Origin of the sequence: Micromonospora sp. NPDC049374, assembly GCF_040677165.1 — a bacterium.
Taxonomy (GTDB): domain Bacteria; phylum Actinomycetota; class Actinomycetes; order Mycobacteriales; family Micromonosporaceae; genus Micromonospora.
Genome location: NZ_JBFAQH010000030.1, coordinates 1 through 14,132 on the forward strand (window position 1 = coordinate 1; position 14,132 = coordinate 14,132).

At 68.0% G+C, this 14,132-nt stretch carries 17 protein-coding genes and 2 pseudogenes; 8 read left to right on the forward strand and 11 right to left on the reverse strand.

The genetic code is table 11. The features are described 5' to 3' along the window. Nucleotides 1-290: 290 nt before the first annotated feature. Complete coding sequence (locus tag AB0J93_RS29290; protein ID WP_363925616.1) at nucleotides 291-791, forward strand: HAD domain-containing protein; 501 nt, start codon at nucleotides 291-293, stop codon at nucleotides 789-791. A 71-nt stretch (nucleotides 792-862) separates the two neighbouring features. On the opposite strand, the gene AB0J93_RS29295 is transcribed toward AB0J93_RS29290, so the two are convergent. Continuing rightward, the gene (locus AB0J93_RS29295) at nucleotides 863-1,222 is read right to left on the reverse strand and encodes a hypothetical protein (protein WP_363925577.1); all 360 of its coding nucleotides are present in this window, start codon (nucleotides 1,220-1,222) and stop codon (nucleotides 863-865) included. Between the two features lie 167 nt (nucleotides 1,223-1,389). On the opposite strand from AB0J93_RS29295, the gene AB0J93_RS29300 reads away from it, so the two are divergent. Next, the gene (locus AB0J93_RS29300; RefSeq protein WP_363925578.1) at nucleotides 1,390-1,854 is read left to right on the forward strand and encodes an SRPBCC family protein; all 465 of its coding nucleotides are present in this window, start codon (nucleotides 1,390-1,392) and stop codon (nucleotides 1,852-1,854) included. Nucleotides 1,855-2,017: 163 nt separating this feature from the next. Here AB0J93_RS29300 and AB0J93_RS29305 read toward each other — a convergent pair whose 3' ends face one another. Further along, a complete protein-coding gene (locus AB0J93_RS29305) occupies nucleotides 2,018-2,872 on the reverse strand; it encodes a hypothetical protein (protein ID WP_363925579.1) in 855 nt (284 codons plus the stop codon). Between the two features lie 527 nt (nucleotides 2,873-3,399). Here AB0J93_RS29305 and AB0J93_RS29310 point away from each other — a divergent pair. Beyond that, a pseudogene (locus AB0J93_RS29310) lies at nucleotides 3,400-3,630 on the forward strand (hypothetical protein); the annotation flags it as partial. 137 nt (nucleotides 3,631-3,767) lie between these two features. Here the strand turns inward: AB0J93_RS29310 and AB0J93_RS29315 are convergent. After that, entirely contained in the window at nucleotides 3,768-4,358 is a 591-nt protein-coding gene (locus AB0J93_RS29315; RefSeq protein ID WP_363925580.1) for a TetR/AcrR family transcriptional regulator, read from the reverse strand. 92 nt (nucleotides 4,359-4,450) lie between these two features. On the opposite strand from AB0J93_RS29315, the gene AB0J93_RS29320 reads away from it, so the two are divergent. Next, nucleotides 4,451-5,650 (forward strand): FAD-dependent oxidoreductase, encoded by a 1,200-nt coding sequence (locus AB0J93_RS29320; RefSeq protein WP_363925581.1) that lies wholly within the window; start codon nucleotides 4,451-4,453, stop codon nucleotides 5,648-5,650. A 305-nt stretch (nucleotides 5,651-5,955) separates the two neighbouring features. Here the strand turns inward: AB0J93_RS29320 and AB0J93_RS29325 are convergent, their stop codons facing one another. The 5 genes from AB0J93_RS29325 to AB0J93_RS29345 form a co-directional block, all read right to left on the reverse strand. Continuing rightward, entirely contained in the window at nucleotides 5,956-6,267 is a 312-nt protein-coding gene (locus AB0J93_RS29325) for a transcriptional regulator (protein WP_363925582.1), read from the reverse strand. Then, nucleotides 6,264-6,743 (reverse strand): hypothetical protein, encoded by a 480-nt coding sequence (locus AB0J93_RS29330; protein ID WP_363925583.1) that lies wholly within the window; start codon nucleotides 6,741-6,743, stop codon nucleotides 6,264-6,266. Before AB0J93_RS29330 ends, AB0J93_RS29325 begins: the two co-directional genes overlap by 4 nt. A 391-nt stretch (nucleotides 6,744-7,134) precedes the next feature. Next, a complete protein-coding gene (locus tag AB0J93_RS29335; protein WP_363925585.1) occupies nucleotides 7,135-8,067 on the reverse strand; it encodes a transposase in 933 nt (310 codons plus the stop codon). A 40-nt stretch (nucleotides 8,068-8,107) separates the two neighbouring features. Further along, complete coding sequence (locus AB0J93_RS29340) at nucleotides 8,108-8,368, reverse strand: IS3 family transposase (RefSeq protein WP_363925586.1); 261 nt, start codon at nucleotides 8,366-8,368, stop codon at nucleotides 8,108-8,110. Continuing rightward, the gene (locus AB0J93_RS29345; protein WP_363925587.1) at nucleotides 8,365-8,676 is read right to left on the reverse strand and encodes a transposase; all 312 of its coding nucleotides are present in this window, start codon (nucleotides 8,674-8,676) and stop codon (nucleotides 8,365-8,367) included. Before AB0J93_RS29345 ends, AB0J93_RS29340 begins: the two co-directional genes overlap by 4 nt. Nucleotides 8,677-9,048: 372 nt before the next feature. Here AB0J93_RS29345 and AB0J93_RS29350 point away from each other — a divergent pair, with 372 nt between their 5' ends. From AB0J93_RS29350 to AB0J93_RS29365, 4 genes are all read left to right on the forward strand, one after another. Then, the gene (locus AB0J93_RS29350) at nucleotides 9,049-9,411 is read left to right on the forward strand and encodes an IS110 family transposase (RefSeq protein WP_363925588.1); all 363 of its coding nucleotides are present in this window, start codon (nucleotides 9,049-9,051) and stop codon (nucleotides 9,409-9,411) included. 324 nt (nucleotides 9,412-9,735) lie between these two features. Next, entirely contained in the window at nucleotides 9,736-10,161 is a 426-nt protein-coding gene (locus AB0J93_RS29355) for an Rrf2 family transcriptional regulator (protein WP_363925589.1), read from the forward strand. Further along, nucleotides 10,158-10,742 carry an NIPSNAP family protein gene (locus tag AB0J93_RS29360; RefSeq protein ID WP_363925590.1) on the forward strand — a complete coding sequence of 195 codons (585 nt, stop codon included), beginning with the start codon at nucleotides 10,158-10,160 and terminating at the stop codon, nucleotides 10,740-10,742. The genes AB0J93_RS29355 and AB0J93_RS29360 overlap by 4 nt, the downstream gene beginning before the upstream one ends. 576 nt (nucleotides 10,743-11,318) lie before the next feature. Then, the gene (locus tag AB0J93_RS29365) at nucleotides 11,319-11,603 is read left to right on the forward strand and encodes a hypothetical protein (protein WP_363925591.1); all 285 of its coding nucleotides are present in this window, start codon (nucleotides 11,319-11,321) and stop codon (nucleotides 11,601-11,603) included. 101 nt (nucleotides 11,604-11,704) lie between these two features. Here the strand turns inward: AB0J93_RS29365 and AB0J93_RS29370 are convergent, their stop codons facing one another. The 3 genes and pseudogenes from AB0J93_RS29370 to AB0J93_RS29380 form a co-directional block, all read right to left on the reverse strand. Then, complete coding sequence (locus tag AB0J93_RS29370) at nucleotides 11,705-12,079, reverse strand: PPOX class F420-dependent oxidoreductase (protein WP_363925592.1); 375 nt, start codon at nucleotides 12,077-12,079, stop codon at nucleotides 11,705-11,707. Between the two features lie 382 nt (nucleotides 12,080-12,461). Then, a pseudogene (locus AB0J93_RS29375) lies at nucleotides 12,462-13,550 on the reverse strand (IS110 family transposase); the annotation flags it as partial. Between the two features lie 218 nt (nucleotides 13,551-13,768). Beyond that, entirely contained in the window at nucleotides 13,769-14,125 is a 357-nt protein-coding gene (locus AB0J93_RS29380; protein ID WP_363925617.1) for a rhodanese-like domain-containing protein, read from the reverse strand. Between the last annotated feature and the right edge of the window lie 7 nt (nucleotides 14,126-14,132).

Genomic DNA, 14,132 nt, shown 5'->3' on the forward strand with positions numbered 1-14,132 from the left:
GCACCGAACGATTCCCGACTTTCCGGCGCTCGATCCGCCGTTGAGCACGATCACCTGCTTTGGCATGTGGTCACGGTACGGCTCCGGACCGGCAACCGTTCTTCGGCATCTGCTGCGCCCAGCGATGGTGACCGCGACCGGCCCGGTGGCCCACGACGGTGACCAGCCCTCGCGGTGCACGGATCTGCCGCCGGTCGCGTGGTGGCCAAGGTTCCGGGTCGCTCGGGCCAGGAGGCGCGACCGGCAGTCGGCGGTACGGTTTGGCAGTGCCTGCCAGCGCTGGACGACCATTGATCTTTGTCGACATCGACGGTGTGCTCATCCCCCTCCGAGCACGGCCCGCCGGAGCCGATGGTCGTTGGAGCGGCAGGCCGGGAGACGGCCACGACCGCGACGGCAATCCTCTGTTGGATCGTCTCGACCCGGCCGACGGTCGTCGGCTGCTTGCCCTGCCGGGCGAGCTGGTCTGGGCCAGCACCTGGTTGGCCGACGCGAACGACGTCGTGGCGCCCCGGATCGGTCTTCCCGCTCTGCCCGTGGTCGACTGGTCCGACGCTGACGAGGAACCACCGCGCGGTGTGCACTGGAAGACCGCATCGTTGGCGCGGTGGGCGGCAGGAAGCCCGTTTGTCTGGCTCGACGACGAGACCACCGACGCCGACCGACGATGGATCGCCGGACACCACCCGCAACCGGCACTACTGCACCACGTCGACCCGTACCTGGGACTGACCGACATCGACCTCGCGGCAGTACGTCAATGGCTCGAGCACCGGCACGAAGCCGATTGACGGCCACGCACATCTACTGCCGATCGGGTGCGAGATCGGCGCAAGCTTGTGGGAAACAGGGCGGCGCTCGGTCAGGTGCCCGGATCGGTGTCGCCTTGTTTCTCCTCGCCGGTGTCGAAGAACCTCCTCAGGTAGGCTGGCGGATCCAGATCGCTGGCCCGCACCAGCGAGAAGACCTCCGCCCCATGCCCGGGCTCATCAAACAACCGATACGCCTGGGAGAGTCCCACAAAGTCCATGTCGGACTGCTCTACCGCGTACCCGAGGGCCTCGTCCTCGGCCAACGCGATCGCCGCGTCGAAACCTGCGGCGCGCCACAGCGTCAGCCGTTCCTCGTACAACTGGCTCGCCGAGTCGCCGCCCACGCGGAAGACGCAGCGCACGCAGAACCAGCCAACCTCGCCCTGCGTCTGTTCGTTCGGCCTGGACATTCATTTATCGTCTCGCTTCGGCTCGCCGGCTGCGAGCCCATCTACCGGGGCTACGGTCTTCGGCAGAGCGCTTGCCGGGGGAGACCAGGGTGGTGCCCGACCGCTGTGGCGTCCGGACGCCGTCATGGCCGGGCGGCCTGCGGTATCGCTCAGGTTAGGCTCGCCACGTGCCGGCGCTCATCGAGGTCGTGTCCGTCATCAACGCCACGCCGAGTGTGGTGTTCGACCTGACTCTCGACGTGGACGTCCACACCGCGTCCCTGCCCGCCAGCCGCGAAACGGCCACGACCAGCACCGGACGACGCCAACTCGCCCTCGGCGACGAAGTCACCTTCCACGCCCGCCATTTCGGACTGATCTGGCGCATGACCAGCCGAATCACCGCCTACGAACGGCCGTACCACTTCGTTGACGAGCAGACGCGAGGCCCCTTCCGTGCTCTGCGCCACGAGCACCAGTTCCAGGACCTCGACGGCGTACGCACGCTGATGACCGACCGCATGACCATCACCGCGCCCCTGCCGCCGCTGGGAGCAGCGGTGACCTGGACGCTCATCGCGCCGTACCTACGCCGGCTGTTGATACAACGGGCAGCCCACATCACCTACCTGGCACAAGCCCACGAGCCGTAACTTCCCGACGAAACCGGGAGATGCACCCCCCCCCGGAACCGGGCAGACGTCGCCGCAGCGCGTGAGGCCGACTCTCGCGATGAGGGTCAGCGCAGGTGGCTTCCACCAACGCACGCATCTGCCGCCGTGCGGGTGCGGCAGTGCGCGGTTGAGCGGGTCGTCGTCAGGTGGTGCCGATGCTGCGGGGCGGGGCGAGCAGGTGATCGATGGCGTTGTGGAACTCGTTGAAGGTGCGGATCCGGCTGGCCTGGTTCGTGTAGCGGCGGAAGGCTTCACTGAAATGCTCGGCTAGGTGGTCGACCTCGTCGGTGGCTTCGGGTGTCTTGATGGTGAGGTAGCTGGCAGCGCCGGCACCAAGATCGTGGACCACGGCCAGGTCGACGAAGATGTCGCCGGGCTGCAGAATCTCGGTCAGGTCTGGACGGTGCGCTTGATTCAGCGTCGAGGCCAGCACGTTGGCCCGGTCTGGATCGTGGAGGGCGAACAGCGTGATCTCCGAGGTGGCGTCGCCGGCGACGGCCAGGGCAAGGTCGGTGAGATGCCGGAAGCTGGTCACGTTGAACAGACCGGCGAAGCCGGCGTGTTCTCGTTGCCACGGGTCCGGCATCGGCCGTAGCGGCACGCAGGCGCGAGCCGGGACAAACCCGATATCCGCGGTGAGCCACTCGGGCTGCTCGACGTCGACCTCGTACTCCCAGCGGACCAACTGCACCGCCTCACGGTTCATGCCCCGCAGCTGAGCTGCCTCGTCGCGGTAGTAGGCGGGAACGGCGGACCGGCTCCGGCCCGCGGTCAGCTCCCAGGCCAGCGCCCGCCATACCGCCAGGGCCTCACCGTCGTCGTTGTTGATCGCGTATCGACACCACGGGTTCAGATCCACATCGTCTGAGTAATCCTGCTCCCACAGCCCCGGCCACATCGGGCCAGGCATATCCGCCTCGTCGGCACGGGCCACGTAGCTGTGCAGCCCATCGTGGCGCTCGTGTGCGAACCTCAGGAACGGCTCCGGATCTGGCACCACATCAGGATGCCGGACAGTCAGCCGTCGTTACCGCACCAGCCCGGTGCCTAGCGTGGGCGACAACCTCGTCTGGCATCCGCCGATCGCGGTTGCCGGCGAGGCGTTCTGGGAGACTGGCGGCTGCTTGCCCGTACGATCTCGGCCGTGCATACCACCCCGCTGACTCCGATCGACATGGACGCGGTCTTCCCGCAGTTGCGTGGGTTCGCGCGGACGACCATCCGGCTGCATCCACGCAAGGGCTCGCCGTCGGTCGAGCAGAGCTCCGTGGGCGGGCCGCTGCTCTGGCCAGCGACTGAGCCCTGGCCCACTTGTGAGGTGAAGGTCTGGACGATCATCCCGCCGAGGCTGGGGTGCCGCTCGTGCCGGTCCTGCAACTGCTCGCCGACGATGTGCCTGATCTGCCATTCCCGGAGGGCTCTGACGTGCTGCAGGTGCTGTGGTGCCCGTTCGAGCATGATCCGTGGAGTGCTCCGCTGCCACGCTTGTGCTGGCGGCGACGGTCGGCGATCGGACCCCGACTGCTGCGGCATACGTTCGTGACGACCATGCTCGACGTCGGCGTCAGCCTGCGCGACGTGCAGATCGATGCCCGCCACGCCAACCCGCGGACCACCCTGCGCTACGACCGTGCCCGCAAGAACCTCGACCGGCACCCAACTACATCCTCGCCGCGTACATGGCCTCCGGGACATAGCCAGCGCTCGCAACTCTGCCGACAGTGGGGCGGCGTGCGGGCCGGTCCGAACGTCTGACCGTGCCCGCTTGGGGCGACACTGGGGCGCGTCGCGGTTCGACGTGCATATCGAGGTCATCACCGACTGGGACCGGGCTGCCGACCGGGACGGCTGGCGGAGGCCACTGCACTGGTGCCCATGGCGGGACGAGGCCCTCACGCCGGATTGAAGACGCCGGCGCGGAGGGCTGCGGCGGCCGCGGCGGCAGTACGTTGCGCGAACTCCTCGTCGATGGGTTCGTCGACGACAAGCAGCCGCAGGAAGAAGGGCGCGCCCAGGACCTCGATCGCGGCCCGGGCATCGGTGCCCTGAGGCAGTTCGCCGCGGGCGATGGCGTGGTCGACGACGGCCTTGGCGAGGCCGAACCGTTCGGCGAAGAAGCCGCGGACGACCTGCGCGGCGCGCGGGTTGCGGGGCGCGGCCGCGGCCAGGGCGGTGATCAGCTCGCCTGGTTCGCCGGTCATGCCGCGCCGAACCAGCAACGCCAGTTCTTCCAGGTCCGTGTCGAGGTCGCCGGTGTCCGGGATCGGGACGACCTCACTGGCGTACTCGGTGAGCAGGTCGCCGAGGACCCCTTCCAGGTCGGTCCACCGGCGGTAGACCGACGTCTTGTTGACGCCGGCCGCCTGGGCGATCCGTTCGACGGTCAGCTCGGCGTACCCGTCAACGAGGAGGCCACGGGCGGCCGTGAGGACCGCGGCCCGGACACGGGCGCTGCGCCCGCCCGGTCGTTGGCCGGCAGACATTGGACACCTCCTTTAACGCACCGACTGTTGCGTTACATCATCCCATCATGGCAGGCTGAGAAAGCAACACGAGTTGCGATTGGGGGCCATCCATGAAGACCACCGTCTGCGTCGTCGGCGGCGGGCCCGCAGGGCTCGTCCTGGGGCTGCTGCTCGCCCGGCAGGGGGTGCAGGTCACCGTGCTGGAGAAGCACGCCGACTTCCTCCGGGACTTCCGCGGCGACACCGTGCATCCCTCCACACGGAACATGCTCGACGAAATCGGGCTCGGTGAATCGATGGCGGCGCTGCCCGGGCGCAAGGCCAGCGCGTTGCGCGCCACCTTCGACGACGGCACCTACACCGTCGCGGACTTCACGCGCCTACCGGCGCCGCACAACTACCTGTACTTCGTTCCCCAGTGGGACTTCCTAGAGTTGCTCGCGACCGAGGCGGCGAAGTTCCCGACCTTCGTGCTGCTGCGCTCCACCACCGTGACGGGCCTGCTCCGCCACGCGTCCGGCGCCGTCACCGGCGTGCGGGCCGCGGGCCCGGAGGGCGAGCTGGAGATCGAGGCATCCCTCATCGTCGCCTGTGACGGCCGCGATTCGGTGGTACGCCGGGAACTCGGCCTGCGGCCGGTCGACTACGGCGCGCCCATGGACGTGCTGTGGTTCCGAATCTCCCGCCGCGCAGGCGACGGCGACGGCCTGGCAATGCGGATCGCCTCCGGAGGGCTGATGCTCGCCATCGACCGCGGCGACTATTACCAGTGCGCGTACGTCATCGCCAAGGGCGGCTACGACGAGATCCGCGCGGCCGGGCTGGAGGCGCTGCGGGAACAGGTGACCCGGCGGCACCCCGTCCTCGCCGACCGGGTCGGTGAGCTCGCCACCTGGGACGACGTCAAACTGCTGACGGTGAAGGTCAACCGACTGGAGCGGTGGCACGCGCCTGGCGCGCTGCTCATCGGCGATGCCGCACACGCCATGTCACCGATCGGCGGCGTCGGCATCAACCTGGCGGTGCAAGACGCCGCGGCCACCGCCCGGATGCTAGGCCCGAAGCTCGCCGCCGGGGAGCCAGTGACCGAAGCGGACCTCGCCGCAGTGCAGAAGCGCCGGCGCTTCCCGACAGTGGTGACGCAGAACATCCAGCGCGCCGCGCAGCGGCGCGTCGTCGACCCGCTACTGCACGCCACTGGCCGGATCGAGGCTCCGGCACCGATCCGCCTGCTGCAGCGGTTCCCGGCGCTGCAAGCCCTCCCCGCCAAGCTGGTCGGCATCGGCGTACGCCCCGAGCACATGCCCTGACCCACCAATCCGACAGCCGGATGGAGACGGAATCCGCCAGCCACGATGTCTTGAAACCGAATCCAGCCACGCTACCCGTGATCTCAGGCGCCCTGCTTGGCGGCTGCTCAGAGGCATCCGCACATGCCGCTGGCCGCTCGTCACTTTCCGTGGCGATCATGAGTATCGCTCGACACTCGGAGATGCCGATGTTCGTGCGATCGGTCCGGTTCAGCCCGGACCGTAGGTAAGACACGGGTCTGGCCCCACCGCCCATCAGCTCCCACGCAGCGCCTCCGTACCCAATCGACAACAGTGGTGGCGCGTCACGGTGGCAGGACCGACGCGCCGGAGCGGGACACGATCTCCTGGAGGGCCGCGACGTGCTGTTCGAACGCCGCGCGCCCCACGGTGGTCAGCTTCGCCGAGGTACGGGGGCGCTTGCCTACGAAGCCCTTGCGGATCTGCACGTAGCCGGCCTCCTCCAGCGTGGATAGCTGCTTGGACAAGGCCGAGTCGGACAGGCCGACGCTGTCGCGGATGAATTTGAAGTCGGCTACTTCTGAGGCCGCCAGCAGGGACACGATCGCCAGCCGGGTCGGCGCGTGGATCAGTTCGTCGAAGCGCGGCCTAGTCATCGGCTAGCACCAGCGCGATTGTTGAGCATCACACGGCGCAGTGTCCGCGTGAGCATGGGGCCGCCCACGATCAGCAGGATCGCGCCCAGCAGGTTGGCCAGCGTCGCCGGGTACGATACGCCAGCGGCTGCCAGGCTGAACGCGACGGCGAGCGTGATGCCGAGGACCAGCGCCACGAAACCGAGGATCATCGTCACTCCCCGCCCGCCGAGTAGCTCGTTGCGCGGCTGGACTCGCACCGCACCGCGAACCACCCACCCGGTCCCGCCGAGGATGCCGAGCACGAACACGGTGACACCGACGCCTATCGTGACCGGTTCGCGCGATTCGACCGCGGCGGCGAGTGCCACGATAAGCCCCCCGACAAGCCACCAATACCAGGCCGGGACGACGGACACGTTAATGACCTGCTCCTGGCGATCTCTGATCTGATCCAACGCCCGGGCCGCTTCGTCGGGGTGTACCTGTTCGCTCATGCTGCCCTCCTGGACTCGGGAACTTTCCTACCAAGAAAGTAACCTCGTCTTTCCCGGTTGGCAAGTACTTTCCCGACACTCACAGCAATGCTGACCGGCAGAGCGACGGCCCCAAGCCCCCCAGCCGAGCGCAACCACGGCGCCGCAGGTGGTCCTGGTAGCGCCAGCTGACACGCCGAGGAAAGCGACAGGATGGTGCGAAGAACCAAGACCTCCGCTCGAGCCGAGCGGCGCAGGATGCGACAGATCGACGAGGCCATGCACACGCTTCTGCTGGTGGTCGCCCAGACATGCCGGCCAAGCCGCGACATGGACGACAGCTCGACGGAGCCCTTTAGCAGCGGCCAGAACGCCCGACGCGCACGTCCGCTTCTGGTATCCCTCTGTGCCATCAAGAGGCGGCGAGGAGTGGTGTTCTAGGCTGGGGCTCGGCGGGTCCGGGAAGTGACTGTTCCGAAGTGTCGATCATGGGGATTTGGTTGGCCGCGCTGGATTGAAGAGTCGCCCCCGTGTGTCCTCCCGGGCCCGTCCCGGACTTCTCGGCGTCTTTGATCATTTGCCGGTAGACGATGTCGGACAGGCGTCGTTTGAGTGCCCGCATGGCTTGCATCGGGGTCTTGCCTGCGGCGAGTTTGCGCCGGTAGTAGGCGCGGCCTTCGGTGTCGTGGCGCAGCTGGACGACGGCCATGATGTGCAGGGCCCGGTTGATGCGCCGGTTCCCGGCCCGGGACAGGCGATGGCGTTGCTGGTCACCGGAGGATGCGTCCAGGGGTGCGGTGCCGTTCCAGGAGGCGAAGTGCCCGCGGCTGGCAAACCGGTGGATGTCGGCGACGTCGCCGATCAGGCGGGCGGCGCCGGAGGGGCCGATGCCGTTGAGGTCCTGCAGGCTGCTGCCGGTGGTGTCGACGAGTTCGGTCAGTTCCTTGTTCGCGGCCTTGATCTTCTTGTCGACCTGGACCAGTTCGGTGATCAGTTCGGAGGCCAGCCGGCGGCGGGTGCGCCCGACCAGATCGCGCGGCCGGATCGTGTTGGGCAGAGTCCGTGCCTGGGCGGCAGACAGGAATTTCTTCGCCCACCGGGCAGCAGCTCCAGCAGGAGCTTGTGGATGCGGTTGAGCAGGTCGGTGCGGGCTTGGCCGAGACCGTCGCGGTGGTCGACCAGCAGCCTCAACGCAACCGTCACATCGTCGACGGTGACCTGCCGCAGACCCTTCGCCCGCAGGGCGGCCACGGCGACGCTGTGGGCCGCAGCGGTGAACTGCCGATTGAACAAATCCGGCGCGGGTGTCGCTTTCGGATTCGACCGGGTGGACGGGATGCGCCACTTCTTGCGCAGGAACGCCCCTTGCAGGCCGGCGGTACGCATCAACCGCTCGACCCGCTTGCGGCCCACCTGGCGGCCTTTGGGCGGCGCAGCATGGCGTGCACTCGCGGACTGCCGTAGGTGCCGCCCGACACGTCGTGGATCTCGGCGATCTCCACAGCCAGCTCCGCGTCCTCGCGTCGCCTGGGCGACGGGTTCGCGGCCTGGGCGAGCCACCCGTAGTAGGTCGACACGGCCACGTTGAGGACCCGGAGGACGGGCTCGACCCCGAAGCGGTCTTTCAGCTCGTTGACGAGCGTCACGACCGTCGCCGGGTCGGGTCGAGTTCCGAGGCGAAAAAAGCCGACGCGGCCTTCAGGATCTCGTTGGCCCGCTTCAACTCGGCGTTCTCCCGCCGCAGCCGACGCAACTCCTCAAGCTCAGAGCTGGCCGGCCGGTCGTCACGCTGGCCCCGGTCGGCCTCGTCCTGGCGAATCCAGTTCCGCAACGCCTCGTGATGCACCCCAAGCTGCCGCGCCAGCTGGCGGATCACGGGCTTCGGATCCGACTCCCGATACAAGCGCACCGCACGTTCACGCAGCTCATCGGGGTACTTCTTCGGTGCTGCCACGGATGACTCCGTTCAGCTCCATCAGAGCATGATCGAAAGCCTCCGAGCTACCGGGGGAACCTCAAACGACCACACCCGGCTGCGACTGCTATCCGAACGCCGTGACGACCTCGCCCGTGAACGCGTCCGCCTGCTCAACCGGCTCCACGTCATGCTGCGACCTGATTCCCGGCGGCGCGGCGTTGGACCTCACCGCCGACAAGGCCGCAACACTGTTGCACGGCATCCGGCCCGTCAACGTCACCGACACCTGCCGCCGCGCCCTCGCACGCGACATGATCGCCGACCCTGCGTCACCTCGACCGGCGCCTGCACACCAACCAGACCCAGATCCGGCAAGTCCTGGCCGAGACGCACTCCACGATCGTCGACATGCGCGGCGTCGGGCACCTCATCGCCGCGAAGGTTCTCGGTCACGTCGGTGACGTCACCCGTTTCCCGACCGCGGATCACTTCGCCGGCTACGCCGGCACCTCCCCGCTGGAAACCTCCAGCGGCGAACGCCGCCGACACCGGCTCAACCCCACCGGCAACCGGCAACTCAACACCGCCCTACACGCCATCGCGCTCGTCCAAGCCCGCGACCCAGGCCCCGGCCGCGTCTACTACCAGCGCAAACTCGCCGAAGGAAAGACCCCGGCCACGGCGCGACGCGCCCTGAAACGACGCCTCACCAACGTCCTCTACCGACACCTCATCAAAGATCAACTCGCCCTCACCACCAGCAGGGGTTGACACACAGAGGCGCTCTTGAGCCTCTCCGCGCCGCGATGACCGGCAGGCGCATGCCATGAGTGAGCCACACCAAACCTGCGGTGGACAGCCGCGAGCGAGCGATCCCACCGGTCACCTCGACCAAGCCTGGCCGGGCTGCGGTCGTGACACCAGTAGATAAGAAGCCGATGAGGGCGCACTCGATCATGCCGGATGAGCGTCTGCGTGATTCGTCGCGCCGGGCGACCTCCCTGCCGGCCGGCTCGAACGCGCATACGCACACGCTGGTACTCGAATGTAACAGAAGCTGTTGCTTTTGCTGTGCATGTCGGTGAGACTGTCGCGGTGGCGGCCAACAGCAGGGTGACCATCGCGGCCCACGCCTTGGCGTGGCTGGAACTGGCCAGGCGGCGCGGTCGTGAGGTGCTCACCTCCGAGGATGTGGCGGCCAGCATCAATACGAACGCGGTCATCGTCCGGCGCAGCCTCGGCGACCTGCAGCGGGCCGGCCTGGTGAGGGCCCGCCGCGGCAACGGCGCCGGCTTCTCCCTCGGACGGCCAGCAACAGAGATCACACTGCTGGACGTCTGGCTCGCCGTCTCGCCGGAGCCGTTACTCGCCTTGCACCACTCCGAGCCGAACCTGGAATGCCCGGTCGGACGCGGAATCCGTCCGGTGCTCACCGACCTGTACGACGAAGCGACCGACACGTTCCGGGCGGCACTGGCGCGCTGGACCGTCACCGACGTCTTGGAAAGGATCCTGGCATGATCGTCGAATTGCGCCGTTACACCCTGCGCGAGGGACGCCGCGACGAACTGATCGACCTGTTCGACCGCGAGTTTGTCGAGACCCAGGAGGAACTGGGGATGGCCGTGCTGGGCCAGTTCCGCGACCTCGACCGGCCCGACCACTTCGTCTGGCTGCGCGGATTCACCGACATGCAATCGCGCCGGACCGGTCTAGCAGCCTTCTACTCCGGCCCAGTGTGGACAAAGCACGGGCCAGCCGCGAACGCGACGATGCTCGACTCGGACGACGTACTGCTGCTCCGTGAGAGCGTCGCGGTGCCGGTATTTGACCGCGGCACCGCCAACCCCGAATCGGTTCTGCACGCGACAGTCTGGTACTGGGCCGGCCCCTTCCCCGACCCTACGGTGAGCCCGAAAGACACACTGGCCGTACTACGGACCGAGTACGCCGCGAACAACTTCCCCCGGCTACCGGTCCGCGAGGGGGAACACGCGCTGGTCTGGCTCACGCGGTCCCCCCTGCAGGCAGACGTACCCGCGGAAGTGGTGAAGACCGAAAACCTGCGCCTCCGTCCCACCCGCCGCTCCACCCTTCATTGAGGAACGCTAAGACGGGCCGCGCCGTTGCCGAACGGAGCGCTCGCCGGTACCACCGATCAGCACGACACGACCGTGACCGCCGCTCGATCGGACGCACGGATCTAGCCGCGAAGCGCTCGGCGAATTGCGCAGCACCAACAGTTGGTGTCGGTGTACGCGTTCCAGTGCAGAGCCAGGTACGCCAGACGTAGACAGGCCGGGATGTCTACCACTTCGACTCCGTCGGCGACTGCGGACGCAGTGGCCTCCCTCCGCCGCAGCTTACGTCGGGTTACCAGTAGATCCGGCCGGAGCGCCCGGATCGCGGCTAGATTAGGACGCCCCGCGCCAGGCGTCGGACTGGTGCGCTACCGGCGATTGGCTATCCGGCAAGATCGTGTTTCGAGCTTCCTTGACCAGCGTCCCGCAGGGCGATGCCCGGACACGCTTGATGCATAGGGGGTGGTGGACCTAAGCATCGATCTCGTAGCGGTACCAACGCCGACGATCGCCGTCGACCTGAAGCCAGAGCATCTCGTCACGGCCGACCTTTCCCCGCGCCCAACCTGACGGTTGCCGGCCGTCTGGCAGCAGCAGATGCTCGCGTTCCGTCTCGACCACAACGTCGCCGTCTCGGCGGGATCGACGGATGTCCCAGCGGTACCGTCCATCGTCCCGGTGCTGGTCGAGGAAGGCGACATCGGCGCCGGAGACGGCCAGACCGGAGCAGCTTCTGATGGTGTTCGACATGACCGCCCGGACACCATGCGCGTCGAGTTCGACCAGAGGGAAGTGGCGTCGCGAAAGGTAATCGAGCGCTCCGGTGGCGTGCTCCAGGACCGGTATGAGGCCAAGCGTCGCTACTGGGTGCCGACGGCTTGAGGATCGACGGCACATGGATGCGAGGATCTAGCCGCGATCCGGCTTGAGTTTCTCGCGTGGGGATCTGCGGACCGGCCCTGGTTACGTTCGGGGTGGTGCGGTCAGTCGATGGCTAGACCCCACGAGCGGATGCGGGCAGGGTAGATGCGAATGATCTCGCGACTCATGCCGTGCATCGGCGGCTCGACGTCGACCAGGGCCTCGACGTCGCCGCGGATCTCCACCCCGCGTACGTGCCACGGCTGCACGGACGCGATGTCGTCGACGACGAGTGTGGCCTTCGGGTGGGTGCGGACGTTGCCGAACTTGCGACTGTCCCCGAGCTTGTGTCCACCGATGTCGATCGTACCCAGGTCGGCGTTGTAGAAGAACCCGACGGGGTTGTTCTGCGGATAGCCGTCCGGCGCGACAGTGGCCAGCCGCCCGAGCCGCTGCGTGCCGAGGTACTCGAGCTCACGTTCGCTGAGAGTCACCATACGGCGATCGTGCACCCTCAACCGAGCTTGAGGTCAAGCGGACCGGCACTGGGCGTGTCTGGCTACTCACCAGTCGGCGGGCACCTACAAGCCGGCCCGCCGGCCCGGACCACATGTTCTGGCGCTCGCTCGTGCCGCACCCGGCGTGCTGGCCTGCATCACCGGTGGTGACGCAGGGTAATTTATGGCTGCCTATCCTGCTCCCGCTTCCAACGTCGTACCGGCCGATCAACTCCTTCTGCGAGTCGCGGTGTCCGCCTTCTTGAGCTTTTACCCTGGCCAGATCCGCGTCCATACCGAGTCCGACCTGCGTGTCTTCCTCCGCTGGTGCGCGGACCACGGTCTTGACCCGCTGACGGTGGTGCGGGTGGACATCGAGCGCAGCGCGTTTGCGGTCGTAGTAGGCGCGGCTGACGGGGTCGGCCAGAGACGCGAACGCGGCGAGGAAGAACGCGCGTTTGAGGTTCTTGTTGCCGTCTCGGGGTGGGTGCTCGCCGCGGATGCTGCTGCCGGATCGTCGGGTCAGGGGAGCGAGGCCGGCGTAGGCGGCGAGGTGTCCGGGGGTGGCGAAGGCGGTGCCGTCGCCGACTTCGAGCAGGATCCGGGCGGCGGTCCTGACGCCGATGCCGGGCATCGAGGTCAGGACCGAGGCAAGAGGGTGAGCATCAAGCATCCTCTCGACCTGGTCGCGTTGTCGCAAGGTGTCGCGGAGGCTGTCGGCGAGGCGGGGCAGGATCGTCTCCGCCGCTGTCGTGCCGGGGACGGTGACGGTCTGCTCATCGAGGGCGGCCATGATCTGCTCGACGAGGCGTTCGCCCATGCGGGGTGCGTGGACGGCGGCGATCGAGAGCAGCTTGCGGCGGCCTGCCTTGCGTAGCCCGGCTGGACCGCCGCAACGGGACAGCAACTCCAGGACCGCTTTGTGGCCGACCTTGGGGCCAAGGACTCGTTCCAGGGCAGGATGGATCTGGGTCAGCAGGCCACGGATCCGGTTGGACACGCGGGTGGCTTCGCCGGCGAGGTCGTCATCGAAGCCGACCAGGACCTCCAGTTCGGCAAGGGTCTCGTCGCCGACGTCGACCCGCCGCAGCGTGTGGGGCAGGGTGCGGGCGGCATCAGCGATGACGTAGGCGTCGCGGGCGTCGGTCTTCGCCGCACCGGGGTGCAGATCAGCGATGCGGCGCATCGCCAGCCCGGGCAGGTAGGCCACCTGATGCCCACACGCCCGAGCCACCGCGACCGGCAGAGCACCGATCGAGGCCGGCTGGTCGACCACCACCAGAACCGCACCGTGACGGGCGAGCTTGTCGAACAGCTGCCGCAGCCGGGCCTCGGTGTTCGGCAACGCCGCGTCATGCAGCCGCTTGCCGTCCGACGCCAAACCGACCGCGTGATGATCACCCTTGCCGACGTCCAAGCCGAGGTAGACGCCGTATCCCTCGTTCACCGCACCCGCCTGCACGCATCGCATCGTGGCCTCGGCCGCAGGTCCAGGCGTCGGACTGCCGGCAGCCGCGTTACGAAGAGACCTACCCCAACCAGGGCGGCCGTGTCCCTATCAGCGGTCCACCGACGCCACCCGACCCGGCGACAACACCCCCCGGATCATCCGAACGACAGGGGCAGACAGTCATACCGGGCCGGGCGACCGAGGGTCCCCGGCTGGGGACGATCAAAAAGGTAACGGGGTCAGGTCAGTTGCCCGGGCCGCCCACCCTTGGCCTGGAGCGCCAATCCAGCCTGGACCCAGGCCCGCATCCCGCCGGCCAGGTTGTAGATCTGGTGGTGGTCGCGGGCGAGCAGCGCGGCCGCCTGCCGCGAGCGCGCCCCGGACCGACACACGGTGATCACCGGCCGGTCTGCCGGTACTTCCCCGGCCCGGCCGGCGAGCTGGCCAAGCGGGATGTGCCGGGCCCGGGGTGCGTGGCCGGCACGCCATTCGGCCGGCTCCCGGACGTCGAGCAGCAGCCCTCCCTCGGCGACCAGCGCTGCAGCCTCCTCGGGCCCGATGGAGGTGTACGGCTTTCCGAAGACCTTCTTCAGCATCCCGCCG

What these genes read in the sequence shown, in the direction of transcription:
- AB0J93_RS29295 (WP_363925577.1), bottom strand. Translation starts at nt 1,222, where the DNA reads ATGTCCAGGCCGAACGAACAGACGCAGGGCGAGGTTGGCTGGTTCTGC.
- AB0J93_RS29315 (WP_363925580.1), bottom strand. Translation starts at nt 4,358, where the DNA reads ATGTCTGCCGGCCAACGACCGGGCGGGCGCAGCGCCCGTGTCCGGGCC.
- AB0J93_RS29320 (WP_363925581.1), top strand. Translation starts at nt 4,451, where the DNA reads ATGAAGACCACCGTCTGCGTCGTCGGCGGCGGGCCCGCAGGGCTCGTC.
- AB0J93_RS29325 (WP_363925582.1), bottom strand. Translation starts at nt 6,267, where the DNA reads ATGACTAGGCCGCGCTTCGACGAACTGATCCACGCGCCGACCCGGCTG.
- AB0J93_RS29330 (WP_363925583.1), bottom strand. Translation starts at nt 6,743, where the DNA reads ATGAGCGAACAGGTACACCCCGACGAAGCGGCCCGGGCGTTGGATCAG.
- AB0J93_RS29350 (WP_363925588.1), top strand. Translation starts at nt 9,049, where the DNA reads ATGCGCGGCGTCGGGCACCTCATCGCCGCGAAGGTTCTCGGTCACGTC.
- AB0J93_RS29360 (WP_363925590.1), top strand. Translation starts at nt 10,158, where the DNA reads ATGATCGTCGAATTGCGCCGTTACACCCTGCGCGAGGGACGCCGCGAC.
- AB0J93_RS29365 (WP_363925591.1), top strand. Translation starts at nt 11,319, where the DNA reads ATGCTCGCGTTCCGTCTCGACCACAACGTCGCCGTCTCGGCGGGATCG.
- AB0J93_RS29370 (WP_363925592.1), bottom strand. Translation starts at nt 12,079, where the DNA reads ATGGTGACTCTCAGCGAACGTGAGCTCGAGTACCTCGGCACGCAGCGG.
- AB0J93_RS29380 (WP_363925617.1), bottom strand. Translation starts at nt 14,125, where the DNA reads ATGCTGAAGAAGGTCTTCGGAAAGCCGTACACCTCCATCGGGCCCGAG.